Origin of the sequence: Acinetobacter sp. ACNIH2 (assembly GCF_002934965.1) — a bacterium.
GTDB classification, from domain to species: domain Bacteria; phylum Pseudomonadota; class Gammaproteobacteria; order Pseudomonadales; family Moraxellaceae; genus Acinetobacter; species Acinetobacter tandoii.
Genome location: NZ_CP026412.1, coordinates 1,961,698 through 1,984,528, shown reverse-complemented (window position 1 = coordinate 1,984,528; position 22,831 = coordinate 1,961,698). Strand labels below are relative to the sequence as shown.

At 39.4% G+C, this 22,831-nt stretch carries 22 protein-coding genes; 2 read left to right on the top strand and 20 right to left on the bottom strand.

Annotation, left to right across the window (positions count from 1 at the left end):
- On the top strand, positions 1 to 966 hold the full coding sequence (gene secF / locus C3F34_RS09360; RefSeq protein WP_044739027.1) for a protein translocase subunit SecF: 966 nt from the start codon (positions 1 to 3) through the stop codon (positions 964 to 966).
- A gap of 48 nt (positions 967 to 1,014) precedes the next feature.
- On the opposite strand, the gene C3F34_RS09355 is transcribed toward secF, so the two are convergent.
- From C3F34_RS09355 to C3F34_RS09260, 20 genes are all read right to left on the bottom strand, one after another.
- Positions 1,015 to 1,659, bottom strand: coding sequence for a 4'-phosphopantetheinyl transferase family protein (locus C3F34_RS09355; protein ID WP_044739028.1), 645 nt, complete (start codon positions 1,657 to 1,659; stop codon positions 1,015 to 1,017).
- Positions 1,660 to 1,764: 105 nt separating this feature from the next.
- Complete coding sequence (gene der / locus C3F34_RS09350; RefSeq protein ID WP_016166204.1) at positions 1,765 to 3,174, bottom strand: ribosome biogenesis GTPase Der; 1,410 nt, start codon at positions 3,172 to 3,174, stop codon at positions 1,765 to 1,767.
- 165 nt (positions 3,175 to 3,339) lie between these two features.
- Positions 3,340 to 4,488, bottom strand: a complete 1,149-nt coding sequence (gene bamB, locus C3F34_RS09345; RefSeq protein WP_044739029.1) for an outer membrane protein assembly factor BamB — start codon at positions 4,486 to 4,488, stop codon at positions 3,340 to 3,342.
- Positions 4,488 to 5,192: a YfgM family protein gene (locus C3F34_RS09340; RefSeq protein ID WP_104441454.1), complete on the bottom strand. Its 705-nt coding sequence runs from the start codon at positions 5,190 to 5,192 to the stop codon at positions 4,488 to 4,490. The genes bamB and C3F34_RS09340 overlap by 1 nt, the downstream gene beginning before the upstream one ends.
- A 33-nt stretch (positions 5,193 to 5,225) precedes the next feature.
- Positions 5,226 to 6,521: a histidine--tRNA ligase gene (gene hisS, locus C3F34_RS09335; RefSeq protein WP_104441453.1), complete on the bottom strand. Its 1,296-nt coding sequence runs from the start codon at positions 6,519 to 6,521 to the stop codon at positions 5,226 to 5,228.
- Entirely contained in the window at positions 6,518 to 7,633 is a 1,116-nt protein-coding gene (ispG, locus tag C3F34_RS09330; protein ID WP_044739032.1) for a flavodoxin-dependent (E)-4-hydroxy-3-methylbut-2-enyl-diphosphate synthase, read from the bottom strand. Before ispG ends, hisS begins: the two co-directional genes overlap by 4 nt.
- A gap of 20 nt (positions 7,634 to 7,653) precedes the next feature.
- On the bottom strand, positions 7,654 to 8,448 hold the full coding sequence (locus tag C3F34_RS09325) for a helix-turn-helix domain-containing protein (RefSeq protein ID WP_104441452.1): 795 nt from the start codon (positions 8,446 to 8,448) through the stop codon (positions 7,654 to 7,656).
- On the bottom strand, positions 8,439 to 9,203 hold the full coding sequence (pilW, locus tag C3F34_RS09320) for a type IV pilus biogenesis/stability protein PilW (RefSeq protein ID WP_171285000.1): 765 nt from the start codon (positions 9,201 to 9,203) through the stop codon (positions 8,439 to 8,441). The genes C3F34_RS09325 and pilW overlap by 10 nt, the downstream gene beginning before the upstream one ends.
- Before the next feature lie 66 nt (positions 9,204 to 9,269).
- Positions 9,270 to 10,505, bottom strand: coding sequence for a 23S rRNA (adenine(2503)-C(2))-methyltransferase RlmN (rlmN, locus tag C3F34_RS09315; RefSeq protein WP_044739034.1), 1,236 nt, complete (start codon positions 10,503 to 10,505; stop codon positions 9,270 to 9,272).
- A 123-nt stretch (positions 10,506 to 10,628) separates the two neighbouring features.
- Positions 10,629 to 11,060, bottom strand: coding sequence for a nucleoside-diphosphate kinase (ndk, locus tag C3F34_RS09310; RefSeq protein ID WP_016166212.1), 432 nt, complete (start codon positions 11,058 to 11,060; stop codon positions 10,629 to 10,631).
- Positions 11,061 to 11,186: 126 nt separating this feature from the next.
- Positions 11,187 to 11,387 carry a Fe-S cluster assembly protein IscX gene (gene iscX, locus C3F34_RS09305; RefSeq protein WP_016166213.1) on the bottom strand — a complete coding sequence of 67 codons (201 nt, stop codon included), beginning with the start codon at positions 11,385 to 11,387 and terminating at the stop codon, positions 11,187 to 11,189.
- Positions 11,388 to 11,466: 79 nt separating this feature from the next.
- Positions 11,467 to 12,018 carry a phosphatase PAP2 family protein gene (locus tag C3F34_RS09300; protein WP_044739035.1) on the bottom strand — a complete coding sequence of 184 codons (552 nt, stop codon included), beginning with the start codon at positions 12,016 to 12,018 and terminating at the stop codon, positions 11,467 to 11,469.
- Between the two features lie 28 nt (positions 12,019 to 12,046).
- A complete protein-coding gene (locus C3F34_RS09295) occupies positions 12,047 to 13,330 on the bottom strand; it encodes a glycosyltransferase family 4 protein (RefSeq protein WP_044739036.1) in 1,284 nt (427 codons plus the stop codon).
- Positions 13,331 to 13,482: 152 nt separating this feature from the next.
- The gene (locus C3F34_RS09290) at positions 13,483 to 13,893 is read right to left on the bottom strand and encodes a hypothetical protein (protein ID WP_016166216.1); all 411 of its coding nucleotides are present in this window, start codon (positions 13,891 to 13,893) and stop codon (positions 13,483 to 13,485) included.
- A 12-nt stretch (positions 13,894 to 13,905) separates the two neighbouring features.
- Complete coding sequence (locus C3F34_RS09285) at positions 13,906 to 16,218, bottom strand: fimbria/pilus outer membrane usher protein (RefSeq protein ID WP_104441450.1); 2,313 nt, start codon at positions 16,216 to 16,218, stop codon at positions 13,906 to 13,908.
- Positions 16,219 to 16,236: 18 nt separating this feature from the next.
- Positions 16,237 to 16,938 (bottom strand): molecular chaperone, encoded by a 702-nt coding sequence (locus C3F34_RS09280; RefSeq protein ID WP_171284961.1) that lies wholly within the window; start codon positions 16,936 to 16,938, stop codon positions 16,237 to 16,239.
- Positions 16,939 to 17,007: 69 nt separating this feature from the next.
- Positions 17,008 to 17,526: a hypothetical protein gene (locus C3F34_RS09275; RefSeq protein ID WP_104441448.1), complete on the bottom strand. Its 519-nt coding sequence runs from the start codon at positions 17,524 to 17,526 to the stop codon at positions 17,008 to 17,010.
- A gap of 918 nt (positions 17,527 to 18,444) precedes the next feature.
- On the bottom strand, positions 18,445 to 19,461 hold the full coding sequence (gene ilvC, locus C3F34_RS09270) for a ketol-acid reductoisomerase (RefSeq protein ID WP_016166220.1): 1,017 nt from the start codon (positions 19,459 to 19,461) through the stop codon (positions 18,445 to 18,447).
- 105 nt (positions 19,462 to 19,566) lie between these two features.
- Positions 19,567 to 20,058 carry an acetolactate synthase small subunit gene (gene ilvN / locus C3F34_RS09265; protein WP_004697653.1) on the bottom strand — a complete coding sequence of 164 codons (492 nt, stop codon included), beginning with the start codon at positions 20,056 to 20,058 and terminating at the stop codon, positions 19,567 to 19,569.
- Complete coding sequence (locus C3F34_RS09260) at positions 20,055 to 21,782, bottom strand: acetolactate synthase 3 large subunit (RefSeq protein WP_044739040.1); 1,728 nt, start codon at positions 21,780 to 21,782, stop codon at positions 20,055 to 20,057. The genes ilvN and C3F34_RS09260 overlap by 4 nt, the downstream gene beginning before the upstream one ends.
- A 627-nt stretch (positions 21,783 to 22,409) precedes the next feature.
- On the opposite strand from C3F34_RS09260, the gene C3F34_RS20265 reads away from it, so the two are divergent.
- A complete protein-coding gene (locus C3F34_RS20265) occupies positions 22,410 to 22,811 on the top strand; it encodes a DUF4124 domain-containing protein (protein WP_158654343.1) in 402 nt (133 codons plus the stop codon).
- The last annotated feature ends 20 nt before the right edge of the window (positions 22,812 to 22,831 follow it).

Sequence of the window (22,831 nt, the reverse complement as noted above, 5' to 3'; positions counted from 1 at the left end):
ATGACTGACATGACTCAACCCAAATCAAAACAATATGGTCGTCCTGACAATGAGCGTGTAATTGGCTTCATGAAGATCAGCAAACCTGCTGCCTTCGCGTCAATTATAATTACCATTGCCAGTATCTTCTTCATTGCCGTGAATGGTCTTAACTTAGGTTTGGACTTTACTGGAGGTATTTCTGCGGAAGTCACCTACGCAAAACCGGTTGACCAAGATCAAATTGTTAAATCTCTTGAAGCTACAGGCTTTGAACATGCAGTAGTACAAACGCTTGGCAGTAATACAGACGTACTCATTCGTATGCCTGTGCAAAAAGCCAGTGTTGAAGATTTGAATAACACCTTGGCTCAAGCAGTGCAAGTACCGAATAACACAGCTACACTACATAAAGTCGATGCTGTCGGTGGTCAAGTCGGAAATGAACTCTATGTTCGTTCTGCGGGTGCCGTTGCACTTGCATTGATCTTGATGTTGATCTACGTAACCATTCGCTTTGAGTTCAAATTGGCTGTGGGTGCAATCCTCTCCCTCTTTCACGATATTTTGGTGATTTTAGGGGTATTTGCATTCATGCAATGGCCATTTGACCTGACCACTTTGGCTGCAGTGCTTGCCGTAATTGGTTTCTCACTCAACGATAACATCGTGGTATCGGACCGTATTCGTGAGAACTTCCGTAAAATTCGAGGTGCATCACCTCGTGAAGTGATCGATATTGCCCTCACTGAAACTTTACGCCGAACTGTACATACTTCTGCAACTTTATTATTGGTTGTTGTCGCTATGTTAATTATGGGCGGTGAAGGCCTACGCTGGTTCTCGGTGGCAATGTTTATCGGTGTCTTTGCAGGAACATATTCTTCGATCTATATTGCAACTGCTTATGCCCTATGGCGCGGTTTAAACCGTCAAGACTTTATTGTTCAGATTAAACCTGAGTTTGATGAGGAAGAAATTCCTTAATCCCTAAACAACAGGCTCACACTGAAGCTCATCCTCGGATGGGCTTTTTTAATGCTGAATGATTTGAATTAGTGGCCACTGGAAACCCCGACATGATGGCTCTGCCTGCCAAGCCACCGTTAACATTATTTGACCTAAATGATAATTCTGATACGCAAAGCTACCAATTTCAGGATGCTGACACATCCCTCCATGGTTGATGGCATGTACATGCGTATTTAACTCTTTTAAACATAAACGAATACCTAAGCCCGATGCTTTTAATACCGCTTCTTTGGTGGTCCAAACCTTAAACCAATATTCAGATGAATATTCTGCTTCTGCCCAACTATGCAATTCTTCAGGATGAAAAGCATGTTGTGCCAATGTCTCAAAACGCACTTGTCGGTCTAAATCTTCGACATCAATACCCAACTGCCTCACTGTATGGCTAAGTGCTAAGGCGTAATGTTTATGACTATGACTATGATTGAATGCAACTTGAGGAAATTCAGTCAAATAGGGTTTGCCATATTCGGTCTTAGAAAGATCTGTATTTTGGATTTCACGTTGCATGTGTTGTGAAAGCAACTGATTCCGAAATTGGTAGATGGCCTGTTTTTTTTGTTGTATCTTGACTTTACGCTCCAAATCCGCAGGTAGTTTGATAATCTGCTCTAAGCGGCTGACATCGATATGAATCAGTTTCGTCACATAGCTCTCCTCTTTATATACCGCCTCATTCTAAAAGAAACTACACATAAAATAAAAAGCCCAAAGTCATCTTTGGGCTTTTTGATCTTTTAAATAAACTGAAAATTAACGTTTGAATTTTTTCTCAGCTTTTTTGAACTTCTGAACATAACGACGTTTACGTGCGGCAGTACGTTCATCCACTTGAGACTTACGCCCTTCAAATGGATTTTCTGAAGTTTTAAATTCAATTTTCACTGGTGTACCTTCAAGTTTGTACACACGACGGAAAACATTTTCAAGGTAACGACGGTAATCTGCTGGCGTTTTATCAACTTTGTTACCATGAATCACAATCGTTGGTGGATTTTGCCCACCCATATGCGCATAACGCATTTTAATACGACGACCGCCCACCATTGGTGGTTGATGTGCATCCACAGCATCACTCAAAATTTGCGTGATTTTGGCAGGTGAAACTTTCAAATGTGAAGATTCATAGGCACGGTGGATCGATGGGTACATATCCCCTACACCTGTACCATGCAGTGCAGAAATTAAGTGGATTTTTGCCCAAGGAATAAAATCAAAACGACGTTCAACATCTAGCTTACATTGCTTACGATCATACTCAGACATGTTGTCCCATTTATTGATCGCAATCACCATGGCACGTCCTGCTTCTAAGGCATAACCAATCAAGTGTAAGTCTTGCTCTACGATGCCTTCACGAGCATCCACCACCACGACAACCACATGTGCATCTTTCATGGCTTGTAAGGTTTTTACAATCGAGAATTTCTCGATCATTTCATCGACCTTACCTTTACGACGCACACCCGCAGTATCAATCAGCGTATATTGACGACCATCACGCTCGAAAGGGATATAAATAGAGTCACGGGTTGTACCTGGCTGGTCAAATGCCACCACACGTTCTTCACCTAACAAACGGTTGACTAGTGTTGATTTACCTACGTTCGGACGGCCAATAATCGCTAAACGCAAGCCTGTGTTTTTGTCATGCTCTTCTGGGTTCTCGTCTTCAGGCACATCCTGTAACACGTCTTCCAACATTTGCTGTACGCCACGACCATGACTTGCCGCTACTTGCAGTGGCTCACCCATACCAAGTTTATAAAATTCGACGAGTGCGGCTTCCGCGTGTACGCCATCCACCTTATTTGCGACAAGGTAAACTTTTTTACCTAAAGTACGCAGCTCACGTGCAATTTGTTCATCAGAAGCCAATAGACCTGCACGCGCATCTACCACAAATACAATGATGTCAGCCTCATGAATCGCAGTTTTAGACTGCTCTGCCATGTAAGAGTCAATACCACCTTCATTTTCGCCAATACCACCTGTATCGACCACAATGAAAGATTTATTTTGATAAACAGCATCACCATATTTACGGTCGCGTGTCAGACCCGCAAAGTCAGCCACCAAAGCATCACGACTTTTAGTTATCTGGTTAAATAGGGTTGATTTTCCGACGTTCGGACGACCAATGAGCGCAATTACGGGTTTCATAGTTTAACCTTTATTCAAGATCAGCCAGTGAGACTGGTCTGAACATCAGAAAAATGGAAGATATTTAAGAATAATACTAAATAAAACACGGGGCATTGAAATTTCTCAAATACCCCGTGTTTAAAAATACGGATTTGGCTTAGTTTAACATAAGGCAGACGAAAATTAACGATTCTGCCAAACGCTAAATGTACCCTTACGTGTCGCGACTGCGAGTTGACCTTCGATAACACGCAATGTACGTACAGCACCACTGGTTTTGGCACGACCGATTAACTGACCTGAATTTGGGTCAATCAGATGTAATACGCCATCTAAATCCCCTACTACAAGGTCTTGACCAAACAGTACTGGATTACTGAGTTCACGGTTTAAAAGTTGCTCATTTTGCCACAATTGTTGACCTGTCGCCAGATCATAAGCCGTCAACTTACCGTCTGCTTGTGCTACAAAAACTTTATTGTCTGCAACTTCAGGACGTTTGGTACTGCTAGCATCTTCACTCCAAATCACTTGTTGTGAAGCCAAGTCTGTTGCAGTCACTTGCCCTTGGAAACTGGTGGTCACTAAAAGCTGACCTGCTACCACTGGATCACCATCAACATCATTTAAACGCTGAATGTCAGAACGACCATCACTCACTGCCACACGACGTTGCATACGAGGTACGCCACTGAGTACATCTAAAGCATAGACATAAGCATTTGCAGAAGATACCAATACCGTACGTGCATCGAGAGCTACAGGCGTTGAAGTCCCACGCAAGCTAAATTGTACGCTTGGTAAATCATAGCTCCAAACTTGCTGCCCAGATTCTAAATCATGCGCGAAAACAGTTCCATCATTACTGACGGTCACCACACGACCAGATTGTACCAACGAAGGTGCTAGAATTGCTCCTGTTAATTGAGCAGTCCATTTTTGTTCACCTGTGGCTTGATCTAGAGCAAACAATTGACCTTTATGATTTCCAACAATCACTAGACCATCTTTGGCTTCCACACCTGAGCTTAGACCTTGTTTAGAGACTTTTTTGCTCCAAACTTTATCTTTGCCACGATAGGCGGTGACTTCACCTTTAGGGCTAGCAATGAAAATTACGCCATTATCGATGTCCAATTGCAAACGTAATGGATCTGCTTCTGAGGTCGAAGAAACACTTTCAGAAAAAACTGGCGCTAAACTTTTCGATTGTTCAAGTTTAGGTAATGGACTTGGTTTGGCATCTTCAACTTTAATTTTATTACTTGAACAGCCAACTAAAGCCAGCGTCAAAATTGTTAGTGCAAACGGTATTTTATATTTTCTATCCATTAAGACTCATCCACGTGTGTTTCTAAAATTGGGCGTTCAATTTCAGGATCATCTACTAAAACGCCAACACTTTCGAGTTTAATTTGTAAAATTTGGCGCTCTTGTTTACGCTCAATCAATGCATCCCATGCACTTTGATAAGCTTTTTTCGCATTTGCTACATCATTTTTAGCAACATATACATCACCACGCGCTTCATCAGCCGTTGCTTTAAACGCAGGGTTGGTCACTAAAGCTAAAGATTTCAATGCATTATCATATTTGTTTTGTGCAAGCTGTGCATAGGCCAAACGTAATTTTACGATTTGTATTAAACCCTCATCTTTAACTTTAGAGTTTTCCACCTTTTTCAGAGCTTTTTCTGCACCTGCATAGTCACCCTTGTCATAAGCCAACTTTGCCATCACAAATTGAGTTTGAATGGCCTGCGCAGAATCAGGGGCATCCTTCACAATTTTATCTGCAGCTTCTGTCAACTCAGTCATTGCATTTGGATTGCCTTGTACATTACGCGCATCATCCATCAATTGTTGGACTTTTGCAGTTTGCATTTGCGATTCTGCAAGGTTTTTCTTTTGCCAATATTCCCAACCGAAAAAGGCAATCAACGCAATTAAAATCCCACTAATCATGGCCGAACCATACTTTTTAGTGAAAGACTTTAAACTCTCAAGTTGTTCTTCTTCACTCAATGATGCGCTCATTTGATTACCCTTTTCCTAAATGTTATTTAACTCTTATTTTGAAGAAAATTTTTCGATGAAGAATGGTACGACATCAGCAATTGCGACTTCGCACTGTTCCGCTGTCGCCAAAGTTTTGACCAATAGCTGCTGTGCTTCCCACTCGCGCTCACCCAAAATCAAGGCATACAATGCCCCTGACTGGTCGGCCTTTTTCATTTGGCTTTTCATTGAACCTTGTGAGCCAACTTTTAAACGTAATGAACTTTGCGCTGCGTCTAACTGGTTGCGGAGTTGTTCTGCCAATACCAAAGCCTTACCTTGAGAAGCAGGATCTGCCACCAAGAAAATTTCGCAATCACGAATTGGAGTCACATCTTCAACTTGTTCAAGTAAAAGTAATAAACGCTCCATCCCCATAGCAAAACCAACCGCAGGTACAGACTGATCCGCCTTTCCTTTAAGCTGTCCAACCAAACCATCATAGCGACCACCTGCACACACTGTACCTTGTGAGCCTAAATGTGTAGTCGTCCATTCAAATACAGTTTTGTTGTAATAATCTAAACCACGAACCAGTTTCTGATTAATCACAAACTCAACGCCTGCATCGCTTAAATACTGCTGCAAAGTCGCAAAGTGCAGTAAAGTCTCTTCACCCATAAAGTCATGCAATTTCGGTGCATTTTCTAAAATAGCTTGAGTTTTTGCATCTTTAGAATCAAGGATACGTAGCGGATTGGTGGTTAAACGGCGCTGTGAGTCTTCATCCAAATCACTTTTATGCGATTCCAAGAACTCAACCAAAGCCGCACGATAAGCCGCACGCTCGTCAGACTCTCCGAGAGTATTCAACTCTAACTGAACTTTGTCCGCCACACCCATGCGTTTCCATAGACGCGCCGTCATCAAAATGAGCTCAGCATCCATATCAGGAGTTGCCACACCAAAGGTTTCTACACCAAACTGATGGAACTGACGGTAACGCCCTTTTTGTGGTTTTTCATAACGGAACATTGGGCCGACATACCACACACGCGGTGTTGCACCACGGAGTAAATTATGCTCAAGCATGGCACGTACACAACCTGCTGTTCCTTCAGGACGCAGTGTCAAAGACTCAGGTGGATTGCCTTTGTCTAAGAACGTATACATTTCTTTTTCAACGATATCCGTCGCATCACCAATCGAACGTTTGAACAAATTAGTTTGTTCAACAATAGGCAAACGGATTTGTTGATAGCCATAGGCATCCATTAACGATGCTAAATGTTGCTCTAGACGTCTCCATGCAGGTGTTTGCGTTGGAAGAATGTCATTAAAACCTTTGATTGCGACAATTGAACTCATGATGAACTACGAATGATCTCTTTAGATTTAGCTTCTTCAAGCTCTTGAACACGCTGACGAACCATTGTTTCGATTTCATCAACTAACTGGTTGGTATCAATGAGATGGCTTTTCTCGCCATTCCGATACACAAGCGAACGTGGACTTGCCCCCACCACGCCAATATCAGCCTCTTTGGCTTCGCCTGGACCATTCACCTTACAACCAATGACCGATACGTCCATTGGGGTACGAATGTCTTCCAAACGCTCTTCTAAAGCTTGCATCACTGAAATCACATTAAATTCTTGTCGTGAACAGCTTGGGCAAGCAATAAAGTTAATGCCATTTGAACGAAGGCTGAGTGATTTTAAAATATCAAAACCAATTTTAACTTCTTCTTCGGGTTCGGCTGCCAATGAAATACGCATGGTGTCACCAATGCCTTCCATGAGCAAACCACCCAATGCAATGGCTGATTTTACTGAACCCGTACGATAAATCCCAGCTTCTGTAACGCCTAAATGTAAAGGGTTATCAATTTGTTGAGACAGCAAACGGTAGGCATCCATGGTCAAAAACACATTCGATGCTTTCACAGAAACTTTAAATTCATGGAAATTTAAACGGTCTAAGATATCAATATGGCGCATTGCTGACTCGAGCAAAGCTTGGCCTGTCGGCTCACCATATTTCTTTTGAATGTCTTTTTCCAATGAACCCGCATTCACGCCAATACGCATAGAAATATCATGATGACGTGCCGCAGCAACAACTTCACGAATTTTCGCTTCCGAGCCAATATTACCCGGATTAATACGCAAACAATCCGCGCCCATATCTGCCACTTTCAATGCGATTTTATAATCGAAGTGAATATCTGCTACTAAAGGCACTTGTACGCGTTTACGAATTTCACCGAAAGCTTCGGCAGCTTCCATCGAAGGCACAGAAACACGCATAATGTCAGCACCCGCATCTGCACAGCGTTGAATCTGGGCAACAGTTGCTTCGACATCACACGTTTCAGTATTGGTCATGCTTTGAATGCTGATCGGAGCATCACCTCCGACGTAAACAGAACCCACACGAATTTTGCGGGTAGTACGGCGTTGAATCGGGTTTACAATCATGATTATTTACTCTGGCACCATTAACGAGATAAACGGAATTCTGCTTTCCCATTTACCGTATATGGTGACAATGAAATCTGCTCATTGTTCAAACTTAATGACACTGCGGCTGCATCATCCAAACGGATTTGGAATGGCGCCTGACCACTTAAAGTTAAAGTACTGGCTTGACGGCCTGTGGCTAAAACTTTACCCGTCGAATCCACAATATGAACTGAGGTCGGACGATTAAAATTCAAGACCAATTGATCGCCTGAAACTGCGGTCGCACCGCCCACTGACAACACTTCAACTTCAGATTTATTTGCATCTGCTGCAGTGCTTTCTGTATTCGAACCCGATGAGCCCCAGTTTTGAATCGTGCCAACAATTGCAGCCAAAATCACCAAGATAATGATGATAATGACAGATCGCTTTAACCACTTGCGGTTACGCTCACTGTTTGAGCCTGGCAACTTACCCATGATCTTGATTGGCGAATTATCCAAGGCATGATTAGGCACCATGCCTGTATCATTGGCATAGATTTCATCAAAACGCTGAATCAGTGAGGTTGCATCAACATTTAAATATTTTGCATAAGTGCGATAGTAACCTTTAATGAAGGTCGCTTCTGGCAAAGACTTATATTCATCTTGCTCTAATGCAGTTAAAGTTTTTACAGGAATTTTTAAATCTGCAGCAACTTGACTTAATTCACGTTTTTGAGCAATACGTTTTTGGCGTAAGTATTCTCCAGGACGCTGGACGTTTCCTAATGCATTAGGTACTACGCTTGAACCATTCGATTGCGGTGAATTAGGATTTACTTCCATACGGCCTCAGTACTGTACTGTAATTGCAAATAACGTGTGTATTCTTGGCTATCAGGGAACAATGCGCGCAGTTGATTGACTAACACTTGCATCCCCATCTGATCGCCATTGGCTCGTGCAATACGAATACCAATCCATAATGCACGCGCACTCTGATTTTTCTGCCCAACCAGACGAACAAATTGTTCATATAGCTGTGTAGCAGCAGGAATTTGCTGTCTTAAATAAAATATTTCCGACAACTCTAACATTGAAACATAAGAATTCGGGTTTACTTGCAATGCTTGCTTGAATGATTTTTCAGCATTTGCTGTATCACCCAATTTTAAGTAAATACGTCCTAAATTTTCCAATGCCTTGAATCGCTGATCATAACCCAAGGTCGAACCAGCAATTGCTAATTGTTCAATCGCCTCATTATAACGTTCTACGACGTATAAATACGTACCATAGTTGTTACGAGCTTGCGCATTATTTGGATCGGCAGAAATTGCACGTTTAAAGTGTGTCTCCGCTTTTTCCATATTGGCAGGGCTACCTTCTTGCTGTAGCAACACGCCCATCATCATATTCGCCGTGGAATCTCGTGGTTCCATTTCTAATGCTTGATCAAGTGCGCGTTTTGCCGCATCTAGGTCGCCCTTACGAATATATTCCGCTGCCAATTGAGTCCGCACTTCTACTGCTTTCTCGGGGTCTTTTTTAAACCCCGGTGCCGATGAGGTGGTTGTGGTAATACAACCCACCAACGACATAGAAAGACAAAACATTGTTATACATGCAAATTTGTAGGTGGGTTTACTCAATTGACAGCCCCTTTATTATCCTTTTGAGCGCAAAATCTCATTCCGCTCAGCCACTTTTTTCTTCCACTGCTCTGCACGACGTGTACGGTCGGCCACCTGACCAACCAACTGTCCACATGCAGCATCAATATCATCACCACGTGTCTGACGAATCGTACACACAAATCCAGCGTCAGACAAAGTTTTTTGGAAAGAAATAATACGGTTACGACTTGAGCGCCCGTATGGTGCGTGTGGAAATGGATTAAAGGGAATTAAATTAATTTTACTTGGTAAATTCTTTAACAATTTCAATAGCTGTTGTGCATGTTCAGGTTGATCATTCACCCCATCCAGCATCACATATTCAATGGTGACATGACGGCGTGCACTTTCATTACCATCTTTCGCCAAATAGCGCTGACATGCTGCAATTAGTTGATCTAACGGATATTTTTTATTAATTGGTACCAATTCATTACGCAATTCATCATTTGGGGCATGTAATGAAATAGCCAATGCCACATCAATGTCTTGTGCCAATTGGTCAATTTTCGGCACGACACCTGAAGTTGATAGGGTCACGCGACGTTTCGACATGCCATAAGCAAAATCGTCGAGCATTAGCTGCATCGAACTTAATACCGCGTCGTAGTTAAGTAATGGTTCACCCATTCCCATCATTACAACGTTAGTCACTGTACGCTCGCGTTCTGCAACTGGAACTTCCTCCATGTAAGAGTAGTTTGCCATCCACAATTGACCAATAATTTCCGCAGGTGTTAAATCACGCTGGAAACCTTGCTTACCTGTAGAACAAAATGAGCAATCCAGCGCACAGCCGACTTGTGAAGAAATACACAAAGTTTTACGTGCACCTGTTTTATCTTCTGCAGGAATAAGTACGGTTTCAACCAATGAGCCAGCACCATCACCTACACGGAACACCCATTTACGTGTGCCATCTTTAGAATAATTACGGTGTACAACTTCAGGCGCTTTAATTTCACATACGCGCTCTAATTTTTCACGCAACTTGCCTGAAATGTTGGTCATTTCAGCAAAATCGGTCACGAAATATTGGTGGATCCACTTCATTACCTGTCCTGCACGGAATTTCTTTTCGCCCATCGCTTCAAAGAATTGTTCCAGCTCAGCACGTGACATGCCCAGTAAATTCACTTTTTCCACAGAAGGTTGCTGTGTTGGAGTGGACAAAGATTGTTGCGATTCATCAGACGTTGCAGATGAAACGACCACTTCAGTACTCATGTGTAATTACCTAAACCATGTCGAAGATAGAAAGAGATTGCTCAATATTCAAGCAAATAAATTTAAAGGGAATAAAAAAACCAGATAAGCAGTATAACACTTATCTGGTTTGAAGTGTCTCGATTAACGAGTGCGTGGGCAAACTTCAGTTTGAGCGAAGAAGTAGTTCACTTCACGATCAGCAGATGCTACAGAGTCAGAACCGTGAGCAGCATTCTCGTCGATGCTTACAGCGAAGTCAGCACGGATTGTACCTGGAGCAGCCTCTTTAGGGTTAGTAGCGCCTAAGATTTCACGGTGAGCAAGAACTGCATTTTCACCTTCAAGAACAGATACAACAACTGGACCAGAAGTCATGAACGCAACTAAGTCAGCAAAGAAACCACGTTCTTTGTGTTCTGCGTAGAAACCTTCAGCTTCAGCTTGAGAAAGGTGTTTCATTTTAGTCGCAACGATTTTAAGACCAGCTTTTTCGAAACGAGCAAAGATGTCACCAATGTGGTTTTTAGCTACTGCATCTGGTTTAACGATAGATAAAGTACGTTCAATAGCCATGATCGGCTCCTTAAGTCAAATTAGACGTGAAAATTTTGCCGCATTATACCGAATAATGTGCAATTATCAGCTTTTGTAATGTAAAAAAACTGGATTTTTTCGATACACTGTTGGAAAAGTGCTGAATTAGCTAGCTTCGTCAATCCAAGCCATTTGAATTGCTTCAAGTAAACCTTCAGTCGACTTATTCGGATCGTCTTCAAAATCAGGCAAAGCGCATACCCACGCGTGTAAATCGGTAAAACGAATCCATTGCGGGTCAACATCTGGATGTGCTTCATATAATTCAATCGCGATATCCATGGTATCGGTCCAACGTAAACCCATGACTGTTCCTAATCTATGCTATGACAGTGCTACTTTAACAAAATTTAGGATTTCTGAAAAACAACTCAATCGATTCAATCTACAACAACACGTTAAACATTGGTGCACAGGCAATGATAACTGCCGCAACACTAGCCCCAATGACAGCCCCCACAGCAACATCACTTGGATAGTGCAGGCCAAGTACCATACGTGACAATACAACCAATACGGTAAAGGGCAACATCAAAACCAATAAGATGGGCTGAACATAACCAATCACCGCACTCGCCATCACTGCATGTAAGGTATGCCCTGAGGGAAAACTAAAATGATCTAAAGGACGTTCACAAAGGCGAATGACTTGATGCACCTGATAAGGTCGTGGGCGCACTGTTTTAGTTTTGAGAATTTTATAAATAGCCGTACCCAATAAAGAACCTAAAATCAGATACACCATTTGTAAGCTGTAAGACAAACCTTGCAACATCCAAAGGCTCATCAACATAGCGTACCAAAAAATACCATCACCTAAACGGCTTATCAGTTTAAAAAAATGTGCTACACGTTCTGAATGAGAAAAATGGTTCAGATATAAACAGCCTTTTAAGTCGAGATCGAGTATTTTTATTTTTGCATTCTTAAAATTCATAATTTCTCTCCTCAAGCTTTTATTTTGCTTATGCGATCATTCGGGTTTCCTTTGCCACGTGATATAGGGCTTGTTCTAGTTGATTCACGGGATGATTCCATCCCATTTCCATCACTTTAAGTCGGGCACTTTGTCCCATACTTTGCAGTTGTTGTCGTCTTGGTAAGTTTTGCATGTGTGTGGAAAATCCATTGACATCATTTAAACAACTCAACCATCCCGTTTTACCGGATTCAATGTGCGTATGTGCACAAGCATAATTATAAGCCACAACAGGCAAACCACTTGCCATTGCTTCTAAAACAACGTTACCAAAAGTTTCGACTTGGCTGGCAAATACAAAAACATCTGCACTTGCATAAACACTTGCAAGATTCTTACCAGTTAAGCTTCCTGTAAAAATCACACCATGTGCTTTACCTAAATTTTCCAAGCGTTGACGGTCCGGCCCATCGCCAGTGATCACCAATTTATAATGTTTTTCACCACGTTGCAGCATACATATATAGTTACGAATCAATACATCGATTTCTTTCTCTGGCGATAACCGTCCCACGTAAAGCATAACAGTTGTATTGCTATCCGCCCCCCAAGTGCACCGATATGCTTCAGAGCGGTAAAGAGGAGAAAATTGCTGAATATCCACCCCGCGTCCGACTACAACCAATGGACACTTGATACCAAATTGCTTTAATGCTTTTTCGGTATCTTTGCTCGGAACACAAGTCAGTTGAGTATTGTTATGAAACCAACGTAGATAATGCTGTATCGGTTTCACTAAAAAAGCCAAATCAAAGAAGCGACTAAAATCCTGAAAAGGCGAGTGAAAACCACTCGATACTGGAATATCTCGACTTTTGGCAGCGTGTAAGGCTGTAAGCCCTAATGGTCCTTCTGTCACGACATGTACCACATTCGGCATGAACTCATCCAGAGCATTAGCAACCTTCAAAAACTGTGGCCAACCAAATTGCAAGCTTGGATATTTAGGAATAGTTTGGGCTGTAACCAAACATTCTTTGTTCGGGATAAAGTCTGCACATGTTTGAGTCTGGCTGGGACGAATCAGCAATATTTTATGCCCCTGCTTTTGCAACCCTTTACAAAGCTGCATCAGAGATAACGCCACTCCATTGACTTCTGGAGGCCATGTTTCTGTGACGATTGCAATTTTTAACCGAGGACGAACCAGATCTTTTAAAACACTTATTTCTTCTACGCTGTTTTTGTTTTTTTGTAATTTGAAATAAAACTTAAAGCTGTCTGGAAAATCTTGTTGTTTTAGCAGGCCCACAGTGGATATGTAAGACATATAACACCTATTGCTTGATTTTCTTCTAGCTTAGATGTCTTTGTTTACAGTTTGATGATTGTTGTTTGACATTCCCGTGAAATTCAAAAGGGAGGTAACATTTACCTCCCTTTTGTTGATCATTTACAAAACCTAAAGGCTTTACAACGAAATTAAAAATCCACATTAACATAGATTCGGTCACGATAAACTCCTGCAGGAACGCTATATAAAGGATTTTCTTCGAGTTGAGCTGAAATTATATACTTCTGATTAGTTCCTGCTTTTTGTCTCATTTGAACCCCCCATAGATTTTCACTCGCACCTCGAATATTCATTTGGGTTTTGACTTTATAGGGTCCATTCGATACATAACTTGACCCACTCGCATTTAATAAGTTCTGACTTCGGAATGAAATCGAATAACTGCGATCACAAGAAACGTTAAAAGATGTGGCAGTCTGACTATGATAGTAGTTTGCTAATTTCATTTCAGGGGCAGAAAAACCGCTGACCGAACATCCTGCCGCATAAACCGCACTACAACTCATAGAAATTAAGCAAGCTAAAAAAATTGGTTTCATAACAACCTCCTATTACTTACAAACTAAATTGATGACTTGTGCATCATTGCTATTATCAATTTGAGTCTGCGAAATACTGAAAGATGTATTACAAGTTTTTCCCTCCTGCATTGCTAGTTTTAGATCATATTTTACTGGTTTTGAAAGATACAAATAAACTAAACCATTACTATCAATAAAGTAACTTTCATCCTCATTACCATTAAGTTTTACAACTGTCCCAACAGGAAAATTCTTATTATTTAAATCCTTTAAATTAACTACAAATTTCTTGGTTTTTGCAACTTTGAAATCTAGAATATACCCCCTTTGATTTAATGCACTTAATTTCTGTACTGGCTGATCAAAGGTATAATCCAAAGGTAACTGATTTTGATCATAAGAAATATCATAATTAATATAAGGAATAATATCATGTACAAAAAGATATCCTTTGTCATTCGTTTTACCAACAACTGACAATGACCTTAATACATCTACATCTTTCATACCATCGATATTAACCAAGGCAAAAGCATTATCCACATATTTTGTTGCTGACAACTTATTACCTAAAAGAACTGTTGCTCCACGATATTGAGCTTGAGTTACTTTATTATTTGTATATTCATCATAAGATGCTCTAAAATCACCAATATTAGTTTTATACAAACCATAACCATGATAATTAAATTCACTATCAATATTTGAAACAGCAACTGAATAATCCAGACCATTTTGCAACAAGCTATTTTTAGAATAACTTAATACCGTCTCACCATTATCTGTACTATGTTCTAAATCAATATTCCCTCGAGTATCCCAATTATAACTAAAAACTATGTTAAAACTATCATCACCATCTTCAAAGTTTTTAAAATAATTCAAACTTGTGTATAAATTTTTAGTCAATATTTTTTGAACACCTACGTTTATAATTTTACTGTCTACAGACTCAAAGCCCTCAACTTTATAGTTTTTATTGTCAACATAACTTAAATTAAAACCATCAACAAATCCGAGGTTAGAGAAATTTATATATGCAAGGTTAGATATCTTGGTATTAAAATCATACTCATCAAAACCTAGCTGTTGAAACTTTTCAGTGTAATAACGAGTGTTTAAACCGAAAGACCACGTTCCAAAATTTCTACTCACAGAGGCTGAAGCAGCATGTCCAATGTCTCCATTATAATCACTCACTGCATATGCAGTATCAAGTAAAGCAAACTTACTTACACCTTGAGTCCACATAAAGCTGATATTGCTTACATCTTTTGAGTAGGTTGCATCAAATCCTAAAGTTGTACTTGCAGCAACCCCACGACGGAAAAATACTTTTGAAAAAAAATCACGATAATCACTATCATCCTCATCGTAGTTATATCTTAGTTTACCTAAAGAAACATCATATTCATTCAAACCTACACGCAATAATTGACTACTAATATAAATAGGAAAACTCTGTACCGTTTGATTTCCCAAAATATCTTGTACAACAACTCTCGCTTCACCAGCTTGATCAATTGTCGCTCCTGTTTGTAAAGAATAATTACCTGGGGTTATCGACTGTTTATACAAGTTTACGCCATTAATATATAAATCTACTGTTGAGGGTAATGCAGCACTTCCTTGTAAAGTTGGCATATTCCAATATACAAAATCTGGACGATCTGTATAGTTTGTACCAAAACTGATCCCCCCATATCGGAATGAGTTTGTTAATGAGTTATAAACACTTGTGTTATCACCGATTCTTAATTTTAAATATTTTTCAGGAAACTCTAGTTCAAACAATGAACTGACACGTAAAAACTGCTTTTGCCCCTCATCTGGAGAGTCTTTATACAAAATTGCATTATTCAATAACCAGTAGTCTTTAAAAATACCAATTTCTGAATAGGCATTAAAGTCATTTGAAAAATCATCTTTAGAATAAAAGAAATCATAATTAATGAAACCCCCAAAATTTGCTCTTGCTGGGGTAACAACTACGCTCTCATAATTATTATCTTTAAAATAAGATGCAGGTAAGTCAATTTTAATTGCCTGAAGTGCATCATCTTTTTGAAATTTTATATCGGAACCACGCATTAAACAGAAACCATCTTGATCATGGTTCTTTACAAATTTGGAAGGATCAACACCTAATTCATTTAATGTTTTACATTCTATATATTCACCATCCTTAGTGACTAATAGTACTGTTTCAATATTTCTATCTACACCATTTAACCAAACATTTACAATTAGTGCCCCTGCATCCGTTTCTGCTAATGAATCAACATTTGCTTGCGCAATCCCAACTGCACTAAAAAAAACAAGAACAACTCTAAAACATTTCATAGAATCACCCTCAGAGATTTAATATTCCAATAAATCTCCATCTTTATCAGTTTTAATTTTCACTTTTATTTTATCATTTGGTTTCTTTGATAATTCACCTAAATCAAATGTATATTTTTGTCCAACAAGCAAATATCGATTAAAGCTTTTCTGTAATAATTCCTTATTCTGGCTATCTACCAATCGAATATCTGTAATTTGTACATGTGATTTTGCAATATTTTGAATATCGACCATCATATTATTATTTATCGTTTTAAGTTTCACATCTAGATTAGTTTTATCTTGTTTACCTACAAATAAAGGTAATGAAAAGTTAAACTGAAAATTTATCGCCTCATCATCTGCGACGGGAGTAACTTCATTAAAAATAACACGCCAGGTTTTTTCACGGTCTAGTTCATTAGCTGTAAATGGTTGACTAAAACCAACACGAACAATTTGTTTACTTTCTGGCTTTAACTCAAAAATCTTAGGATTAAATAAAATGTTCTTTTCTTCTTCAAGAACATCTTCTCCTTTTTCATTTTGACTCCATTTCACAGCAGACAACTCAAAAATTTTAGAACGATCAAAATCAGAACTTTCCACGATTACCGTGGTACTTCTCTGCTGCTTATGTTTATCACCTAAATAAAGTTGTACTGGTGTAAACTTGATTCCCGCAAATAAAATATTACTTAAGCTACTTAAAATTAAGAATAAAATTATTTTTCTCATATTTATTCCCTTTTAAAATTATTATAGTGGTGCATGTTACGCACATACACCACTATTCCCTATTTTTATTTAGAATGCAACAGCTACTTTATAAGTCCCTTTATAGGTACCCCAATGTGCCATGTCAGACACTGCACTTACAGTTTCAGCTTTAACTGTAAATGTTCTAGTTGATGAGGTATAAGGAAGTACTGCCCCAGTGTAATTAAATAAGCCAAGTTTAGTATCCACATTTACTGGAATTTTTTGTGAAGCATCTATTTCATTATCTAAAGTAGTTGGTTTAGTGATGTTGAGGCTATATGGCGCATTTGCACGGACATCGAACCCAGATTGTCCACTCCATTTACCACCAATAAGATTTTTTTGCATTACGATTTTTGATTTATCAATATCTAAATCACAATGTTTTTCAACAAATAATTCAATATCAATTTTACCATCACATTTGGTACCGCATCCATCACGGCCTGGATGATGATATCCACCATCACCACCTTTTACAGCCTCCTCTCCATCTGCTAAAACTACTGTCGAACACATACCTAAAATTAATGCTGCCAATGCAGTTTGCACTTGTAATTTCATGGCCCTATCTCCCAGTTCCTTTTTCTTTAAAAAGATTATATATTATTTAAAAACAGCAACTTACATAGGATCACTTGTTATTCTTGAGCCTTTTTCGTAAGCGCATAGTTATCATATTCAATTTCAAAAGGAGCAACTTATATCTTGTTAAATCACGTGAATTTTATTACTTTAAGCCTAATTTTCAATACAAACTAACACAGCTGTTTTTCAGTTAAATATAAAAAAATGGTGATATTAACTTTTCTTATCAACTTGAAAATTTAAATTTCATTTTTCTAATATTAAAAAGCAAGTGTATGATTAATAAAAATTTTATATAATTTTACAATTTACGTAATATTACAATAGCTTACATTTAACTTACAAAAAAATTCATTTTTACGCCTCAAATCACATTTTTTATAAAAAACAATAATTAAGATGCAAAATGTACCAATAAAAAGACAAATTACACAAATTCCAATATTTATGATAACAAAGCAAAATCACCAATTATTTAATTAATCTTACAAATCAAATTATTAGTTTTTAATAGTGAATTTACACATACTATGTTCGATATTTTTACCAATATCAGATAAAAAACTAAACTTCATCTTAAAGATGCAATCTGTTCACTTATCCCTTGTAATTTTCATTATTCATGGGCTTGTATAGTTCTTCTGGTTTAAATTATTAGAATGAATTTAATTCAGTTAAGCATTCAGATAAAAAAGCCTGACAAAATACAGGTTATATTACCTATCGATCAGTCGATGGCAGAACATTGGCTTTTTATTTTTTATGTTTTTTCTATTTAAATTTGAGATAAAAGAGAGAAAAGCTCTGCTTTAAACAAACTACGAGGTAAACAACAACTACCCACAATAAAAAAACCCTTGTAAAAACAAGGGTTTTAAAAGATTAAACTAAATCTTAGTTTTTCTCTTTATCAACAATCTTGTTTGCTTGAATCCAAGGCATCATCGCACGCAACTTAGCACCTGTTACTTCGATACCATGTGCAGCATTTTGACGACGACGTGCAGTCATTGATGGGTAGTTCAATGCACCTTCATTAATGAACATCTTCGCGTATTCACCAGATTGGATACGTTTAAGTGCATTACGCATTGCTTCACGAGACTGTTCGTTAATGACTTCAACGCCAGTTACGTATTCGCCATATTCAGCATTGTTAGACACTGAATAATTCATGTCCGCGATACCGCCTTCAAACATTAAGTCAACGATTAACTTAAGTTCGTGCAAGCACTCGAAGTAAGCCATTTCTGGAGCATAACCTGCTTCAACCAAAGTTTCGAAGCCCATTTTAACCAATTCAACTGCACCGCCACAAAGAACAGCTTGCTCACCGAATAAGTCAGTTTCAGTTTCTTCACGGAATGAAGTTTCGATGATACCAGTACGGCCACCACCTACGCCTGAAGCGTAAGAAAGCGCTACATTACGCGCGTTACCTGAAGCATCTTGATGAATTGCGATAAGATCTGGAACACCTGAACCACGTTGGTATTCTGAACGTACAGTGTGACCAGGTGCTTTTGGAGCAACCATGATTACGTCTAAGTCAGCACGTGGAACAACTTGGTTATAAAGTACAGAGAAACCATGAGCAAATGCTAAAGTTGCACCTTGTTTGATGTTTGGCTCAATTACGTCACGATAAAGTTGAGATTGGAACTCATCTGGAGTCAAAATCATTACAACATCAGCTTGTGCTACGGCAGCAGGAACTTCAGCAACTTTAAGACCTGAATTTTCAGCTTTTTTCCAAGAAGTAGAACCTGCACGTAAACCTACAGTTACGTCTACGCCAGAATCTTTAAGGTTAAGCGCATGCGCGTGACCTTGTGAACCGTAACCAATGATTGCTACTTTCTTAGATTGGATGATAGATAAGTCGCAGTCTTTATCGTAAAAAATTTGCATTGCTGTCTCCGCTAAAATGCTTGATATTCTGTAATTCCATCAAGAGATTTGTTTTTGATGAAATCCTCCTCTTTTCTCAAAAGGAGGTTGAATCGTGTTAAATAATTAAATGGTTAAAACTTTTTCGCCACGCGCGATGCCTGAAACACCTGAGCGTACAACTTCAAGAATGGTGTTCTCAGCTAGAGCATCAATAAAACCATCAATTTTTTCAGTTGTACCCGCGATTTGAATGGTATAAGTCGTTGGGGTGACATCAACGATTTGCGCACGGAAAATATCCGCAGTTCGTTTGATTTCAGCACGCGCAGAACCGAGTGACTTGACTTTAATCAACATCAACTCACGTTCAATATGAGCACCTTCAGACAGATCAACCACTTTCACTACTTCAACCAATTTGTTGAGCTGCTTGGTGATTTGTTCAATTTTATGGTCATCACCATAAGTCGTTAATGTCAAACGCGATAAAGTCGGATCCTCTGTTGGTGCAACATTTAAAGTCTCAATGTTATAACCACGTTGAGAGAATAAACCTACCAAACGAGAAAGCGCACCAGCTTCATTTTCTACGAGTACAGAGATAATATGTCTCATGACGTGCGCTCCCCTTTACCTAACCACATATCTTTCATCGACTGACCTGCAATAAGCATTGGATAAACATGCTCGGTACGGTCAACCATGACATTAATGAATACACATTTGTCGTTAATCGCCATCGCTTCTGCAAGCTTGGATTCAAGCTCATCTGCGTGGTCAATTTGAATGCCAACGTGACCGTAAGCTTCCATAAGTTTGGCAAAGTCAGGCAATGACTCTACATAAGAACTTGAGTGACGGCCTTCATAGTTCATGTCTTGCCATTGTTTTACCATACCTAAAGCACGGTTATTCAAGCAGAGAATTTTTACATTTAAGCCATATTGCTTACAGGTAGAAAGTTCTTGAATACACATCTGAATTGATGCTTCACCCGTAATACACACCACTTGTTGGTCTGGGAAGGCAAGCTTCGCTGCCATTGCATATGGCAAGCCTACGCCCATGGTGCCTAAACCACCCGAATTGATCCATTGACGTGGACGGGTGTATTTATAATAAAGCGCACCAAACATTTGATGCTGACCAACGTCTGAAGTAATGATTGCCTGACTATTGGTAATTTTATCTAAAGCCTCAACCACTTGTTGTGGCTTCATTGAACCGTCAGTTGGTTTGTCGTAATTCAAACCATGTACTTTGCGCCACTCATTGATTTGCGACCACCAAGCTGCAATTGCTTCAGGGTTTGGCTTAGACACATTCATTTGTTTAAGCTGTGCCAACATTTCCTGCAGGACTGGTTCTACCGCACCCACAATTGGAATATGCGCAATAATGGTTTTTGAAATCGTCGCAGGATCGATATCAATATGAATGACTTTCGCATTCGGACAGAATTTTGCAGGGTTATTGGTTACGCGGTCATCAAAGCGCGCACCAACACACAAAATCACATCTGCATTGTGCATGGTCATATTGGCTTCATATGTACCATGCATGCCCAACATTCCAATGAACTGCTCATCATTCCCAGGGAAAGCACCTAAGCCCATAAGGGTATTGGTCACTGGATAGCCCAATAAATGTGCTAATTCAGTTAATAAAGCAGAAGCATTACCTTGAACAACACCACCACCTGTATAAATGACAGGACGTTTTGCATTGATCAGCTCATCAATCGCTTTACGAATTTGACCAGAGTGACCACGATGCGGTGGTTGATAAGAACGCATCTTCACTTTTTCTGGGTATTCGTAGGCAAACTTTTCTGCTGGGTTGGTTGCATCTTTCGGAATATCAACGACAACTGGGCCTGGACGACCAGAAGCTGCAATATAGAATGCTTTTTTAATAATTGCGGGAATTTCACTCGCATGACGCACTTGGAAACTATGTTTCACGATTGGACGTGAAATACCAACCATATCTGTTTCTTGGAATGCATCTTCCCCAATTAAATGCGAAGCCACCTGACCAGACAAAATCACCATTGGGATTGAGTCCATATAAGCAGTTGCAATTGGAGTGACGGTGTTCGTTGCGCCTGGACCAGAAGTAACCAGCACTACACCTGTTTTACCTGTAACGCGTGAGTAAGCATCTGCCATATGACCAGCAGCTTGTTCATGGCGCACGAGATAATGATTGATTTTGTCTTGTTGAAAAAGCGCATCGTAAATGTGTAAAACTGCGCCGCCTGGGTATCCAAAAACATGTTCAACGCCTTCGTCCGCTAATGCGCGAACAAGCATTTCACCACCAGATAAAAGTTCCAACGTGATTCACCCTAATCTTTTATCACCGCTTGATGGGAGACATCAGCAGTGTTCATTCATTAATTGTCTGCACTGTTATAGCACACATATTTCATAGTTTTCATGGCAATAGGAAAAAAATCCGATCCGTTTGCTGTTTAAGCAATATGGGATCTAAAACATGTTGGGATAAACATATTTTTATTTGCTTTGTTCACCATCTCGGCTAGAAATGACGCCCACTGCATGACATGACACTTCTTCGAAGGGTGATCGAGAGAAGGCATATAAAACTAAAGACAGCATTTTTCTTGTTTAACTCTTTATTGTCAAGTTGAAAAATCAGCTTTTTTTTGATTATTTACAGACCGTGTGTTTTTTAGACAAAAAAAGCTTTTTTGTGCGCTCAATCAAGCATTCAAGAAATTATGTAAAATCTTTATTAAATTCCATCTATCTCTATAATTTTTCGAGATTAAATGAGGACATTTTTAAACTATTTAGTGCTGGAGACGCTTGTTCAAATGAAAAATCGACCTATACTATTTTGAACACTTCATATTCTGTTCTAGAATCTATAAATTGACTTTTTTGTGGCAATTTCATAGAGAGAACTTTTCGCAGAAAAATCAAACAGGACGAAATCTTATGTCATTTCCATTTCATTTGATCAGCGGTGTAGCGCTCTCTTGTGCCTTATTATATTCGAGTACATCCCTTTGGGCTAAAGATTATTACAAGTGGGTGGATGCAAATGGTTCAACCCATTACACCACCACTCCTCCACCGAAAAATGCACAAAAAAAAGGGAAAATTCAGACTTATGGCTGGAACAATTCCACTCCTACAGCTAGCCGCAACAATAATCTTCCTTTAGAAGCACAGCAGAATAACTCGACGATGCCTGCAGATACTGCAACTGCATCCAAACCAGCACCAAACGTGAATGAAGATGCTACCAGAGCACCTGTTTCTGCTGCGCCAGCTCCTAGTGAAATAAAAGCAATTCCTGCACCTAGACCAAATGGAAAAAAATACCCAGCTGAATAAAATCAGCTTTTACGAAATAG

Excerpts from the sequence above, each read along its gene's own strand:
- C3F34_RS09300 (WP_044739035.1), bottom strand. The coding sequence starts at position 12,018 with ATGAATTTTAAGAATGCAAAAATAAAAATACTCGATCTCGACTTAAAA.
- C3F34_RS09285 (WP_104441450.1), bottom strand. The coding sequence starts at position 16,218 with ATGAAATGTTTTAGAGTTGTTCTTGTTTTTTTTAGTGCAGTTGGGATT.
- hisS (WP_104441453.1), bottom strand. The coding sequence starts at position 6,521 with ATGAGTTCAATTGTCGCAATCAAAGGTTTTAATGACATTCTTCCAACG.
- C3F34_RS09290 (WP_016166216.1), bottom strand. The coding sequence starts at position 13,893 with ATGAAACCAATTTTTTTAGCTTGCTTAATTTCTATGAGTTGTAGTGCG.
- iscX (WP_016166213.1), bottom strand. The coding sequence starts at position 11,387 with ATGGGTTTACGTTGGACCGATACCATGGATATCGCGATTGAATTATAT.
- ilvC (WP_016166220.1), bottom strand. The coding sequence starts at position 19,461 with ATGCAAATTTTTTACGATAAAGACTGCGACTTATCTATCATCCAATCT.
- ilvN (WP_004697653.1), bottom strand. The coding sequence starts at position 20,058 with ATGAGACATATTATCTCTGTACTCGTAGAAAATGAAGCTGGTGCGCTT.
- ispG (WP_044739032.1), bottom strand. The coding sequence starts at position 7,633 with ATGATTGTAAACCCGATTCAACGCCGTACTACCCGCAAAATTCGTGTG.
- C3F34_RS20265 (WP_158654343.1), top strand. The coding sequence starts at position 22,410 with ATGTCATTTCCATTTCATTTGATCAGCGGTGTAGCGCTCTCTTGTGCC.
- secF (WP_044739027.1), top strand. The coding sequence starts at position 1 with ATGACTGACATGACTCAACCCAAATCAAAACAATATGGTCGTCCTGAC.
- C3F34_RS09295 (WP_044739036.1), bottom strand. The coding sequence starts at position 13,330 with ATGTCTTACATATCCACTGTGGGCCTGCTAAAACAACAAGATTTTCCA.
- pilW (WP_171285000.1), bottom strand. The coding sequence starts at position 9,203 with ATGTCGTTGGTGGGTTGTATTACCACAACCACCTCATCGGCACCGGGG.
- bamB (WP_044739029.1), bottom strand. The coding sequence starts at position 4,488 with ATGGATAGAAAATATAAAATACCGTTTGCACTAACAATTTTGACGCTG.
- ndk (WP_016166212.1), bottom strand. The coding sequence starts at position 11,060 with ATGGCTATTGAACGTACTTTATCTATCGTTAAACCAGATGCAGTAGCT.
- C3F34_RS09325 (WP_104441452.1), bottom strand. The coding sequence starts at position 8,448 with ATGGAAGTAAATCCTAATTCACCGCAATCGAATGGTTCAAGCGTAGTA.
- C3F34_RS09340 (WP_104441454.1), bottom strand. The coding sequence starts at position 5,192 with ATGAGCGCATCATTGAGTGAAGAAGAACAACTTGAGAGTTTAAAGTCT.
- C3F34_RS09275 (WP_104441448.1), bottom strand. The coding sequence starts at position 17,526 with ATGAAATTACAAGTGCAAACTGCATTGGCAGCATTAATTTTAGGTATG.
- der (WP_016166204.1), bottom strand. The coding sequence starts at position 3,174 with ATGAAACCCGTAATTGCGCTCATTGGTCGTCCGAACGTCGGAAAATCA.
- C3F34_RS09280 (WP_171284961.1), bottom strand. The coding sequence starts at position 16,938 with ATGAGAAAAATAATTTTATTCTTAATTTTAAGTAGCTTAAGTAATATT.
- rlmN (WP_044739034.1), bottom strand. The coding sequence starts at position 10,505 with ATGAGTACTGAAGTGGTCGTTTCATCTGCAACGTCTGATGAATCGCAA.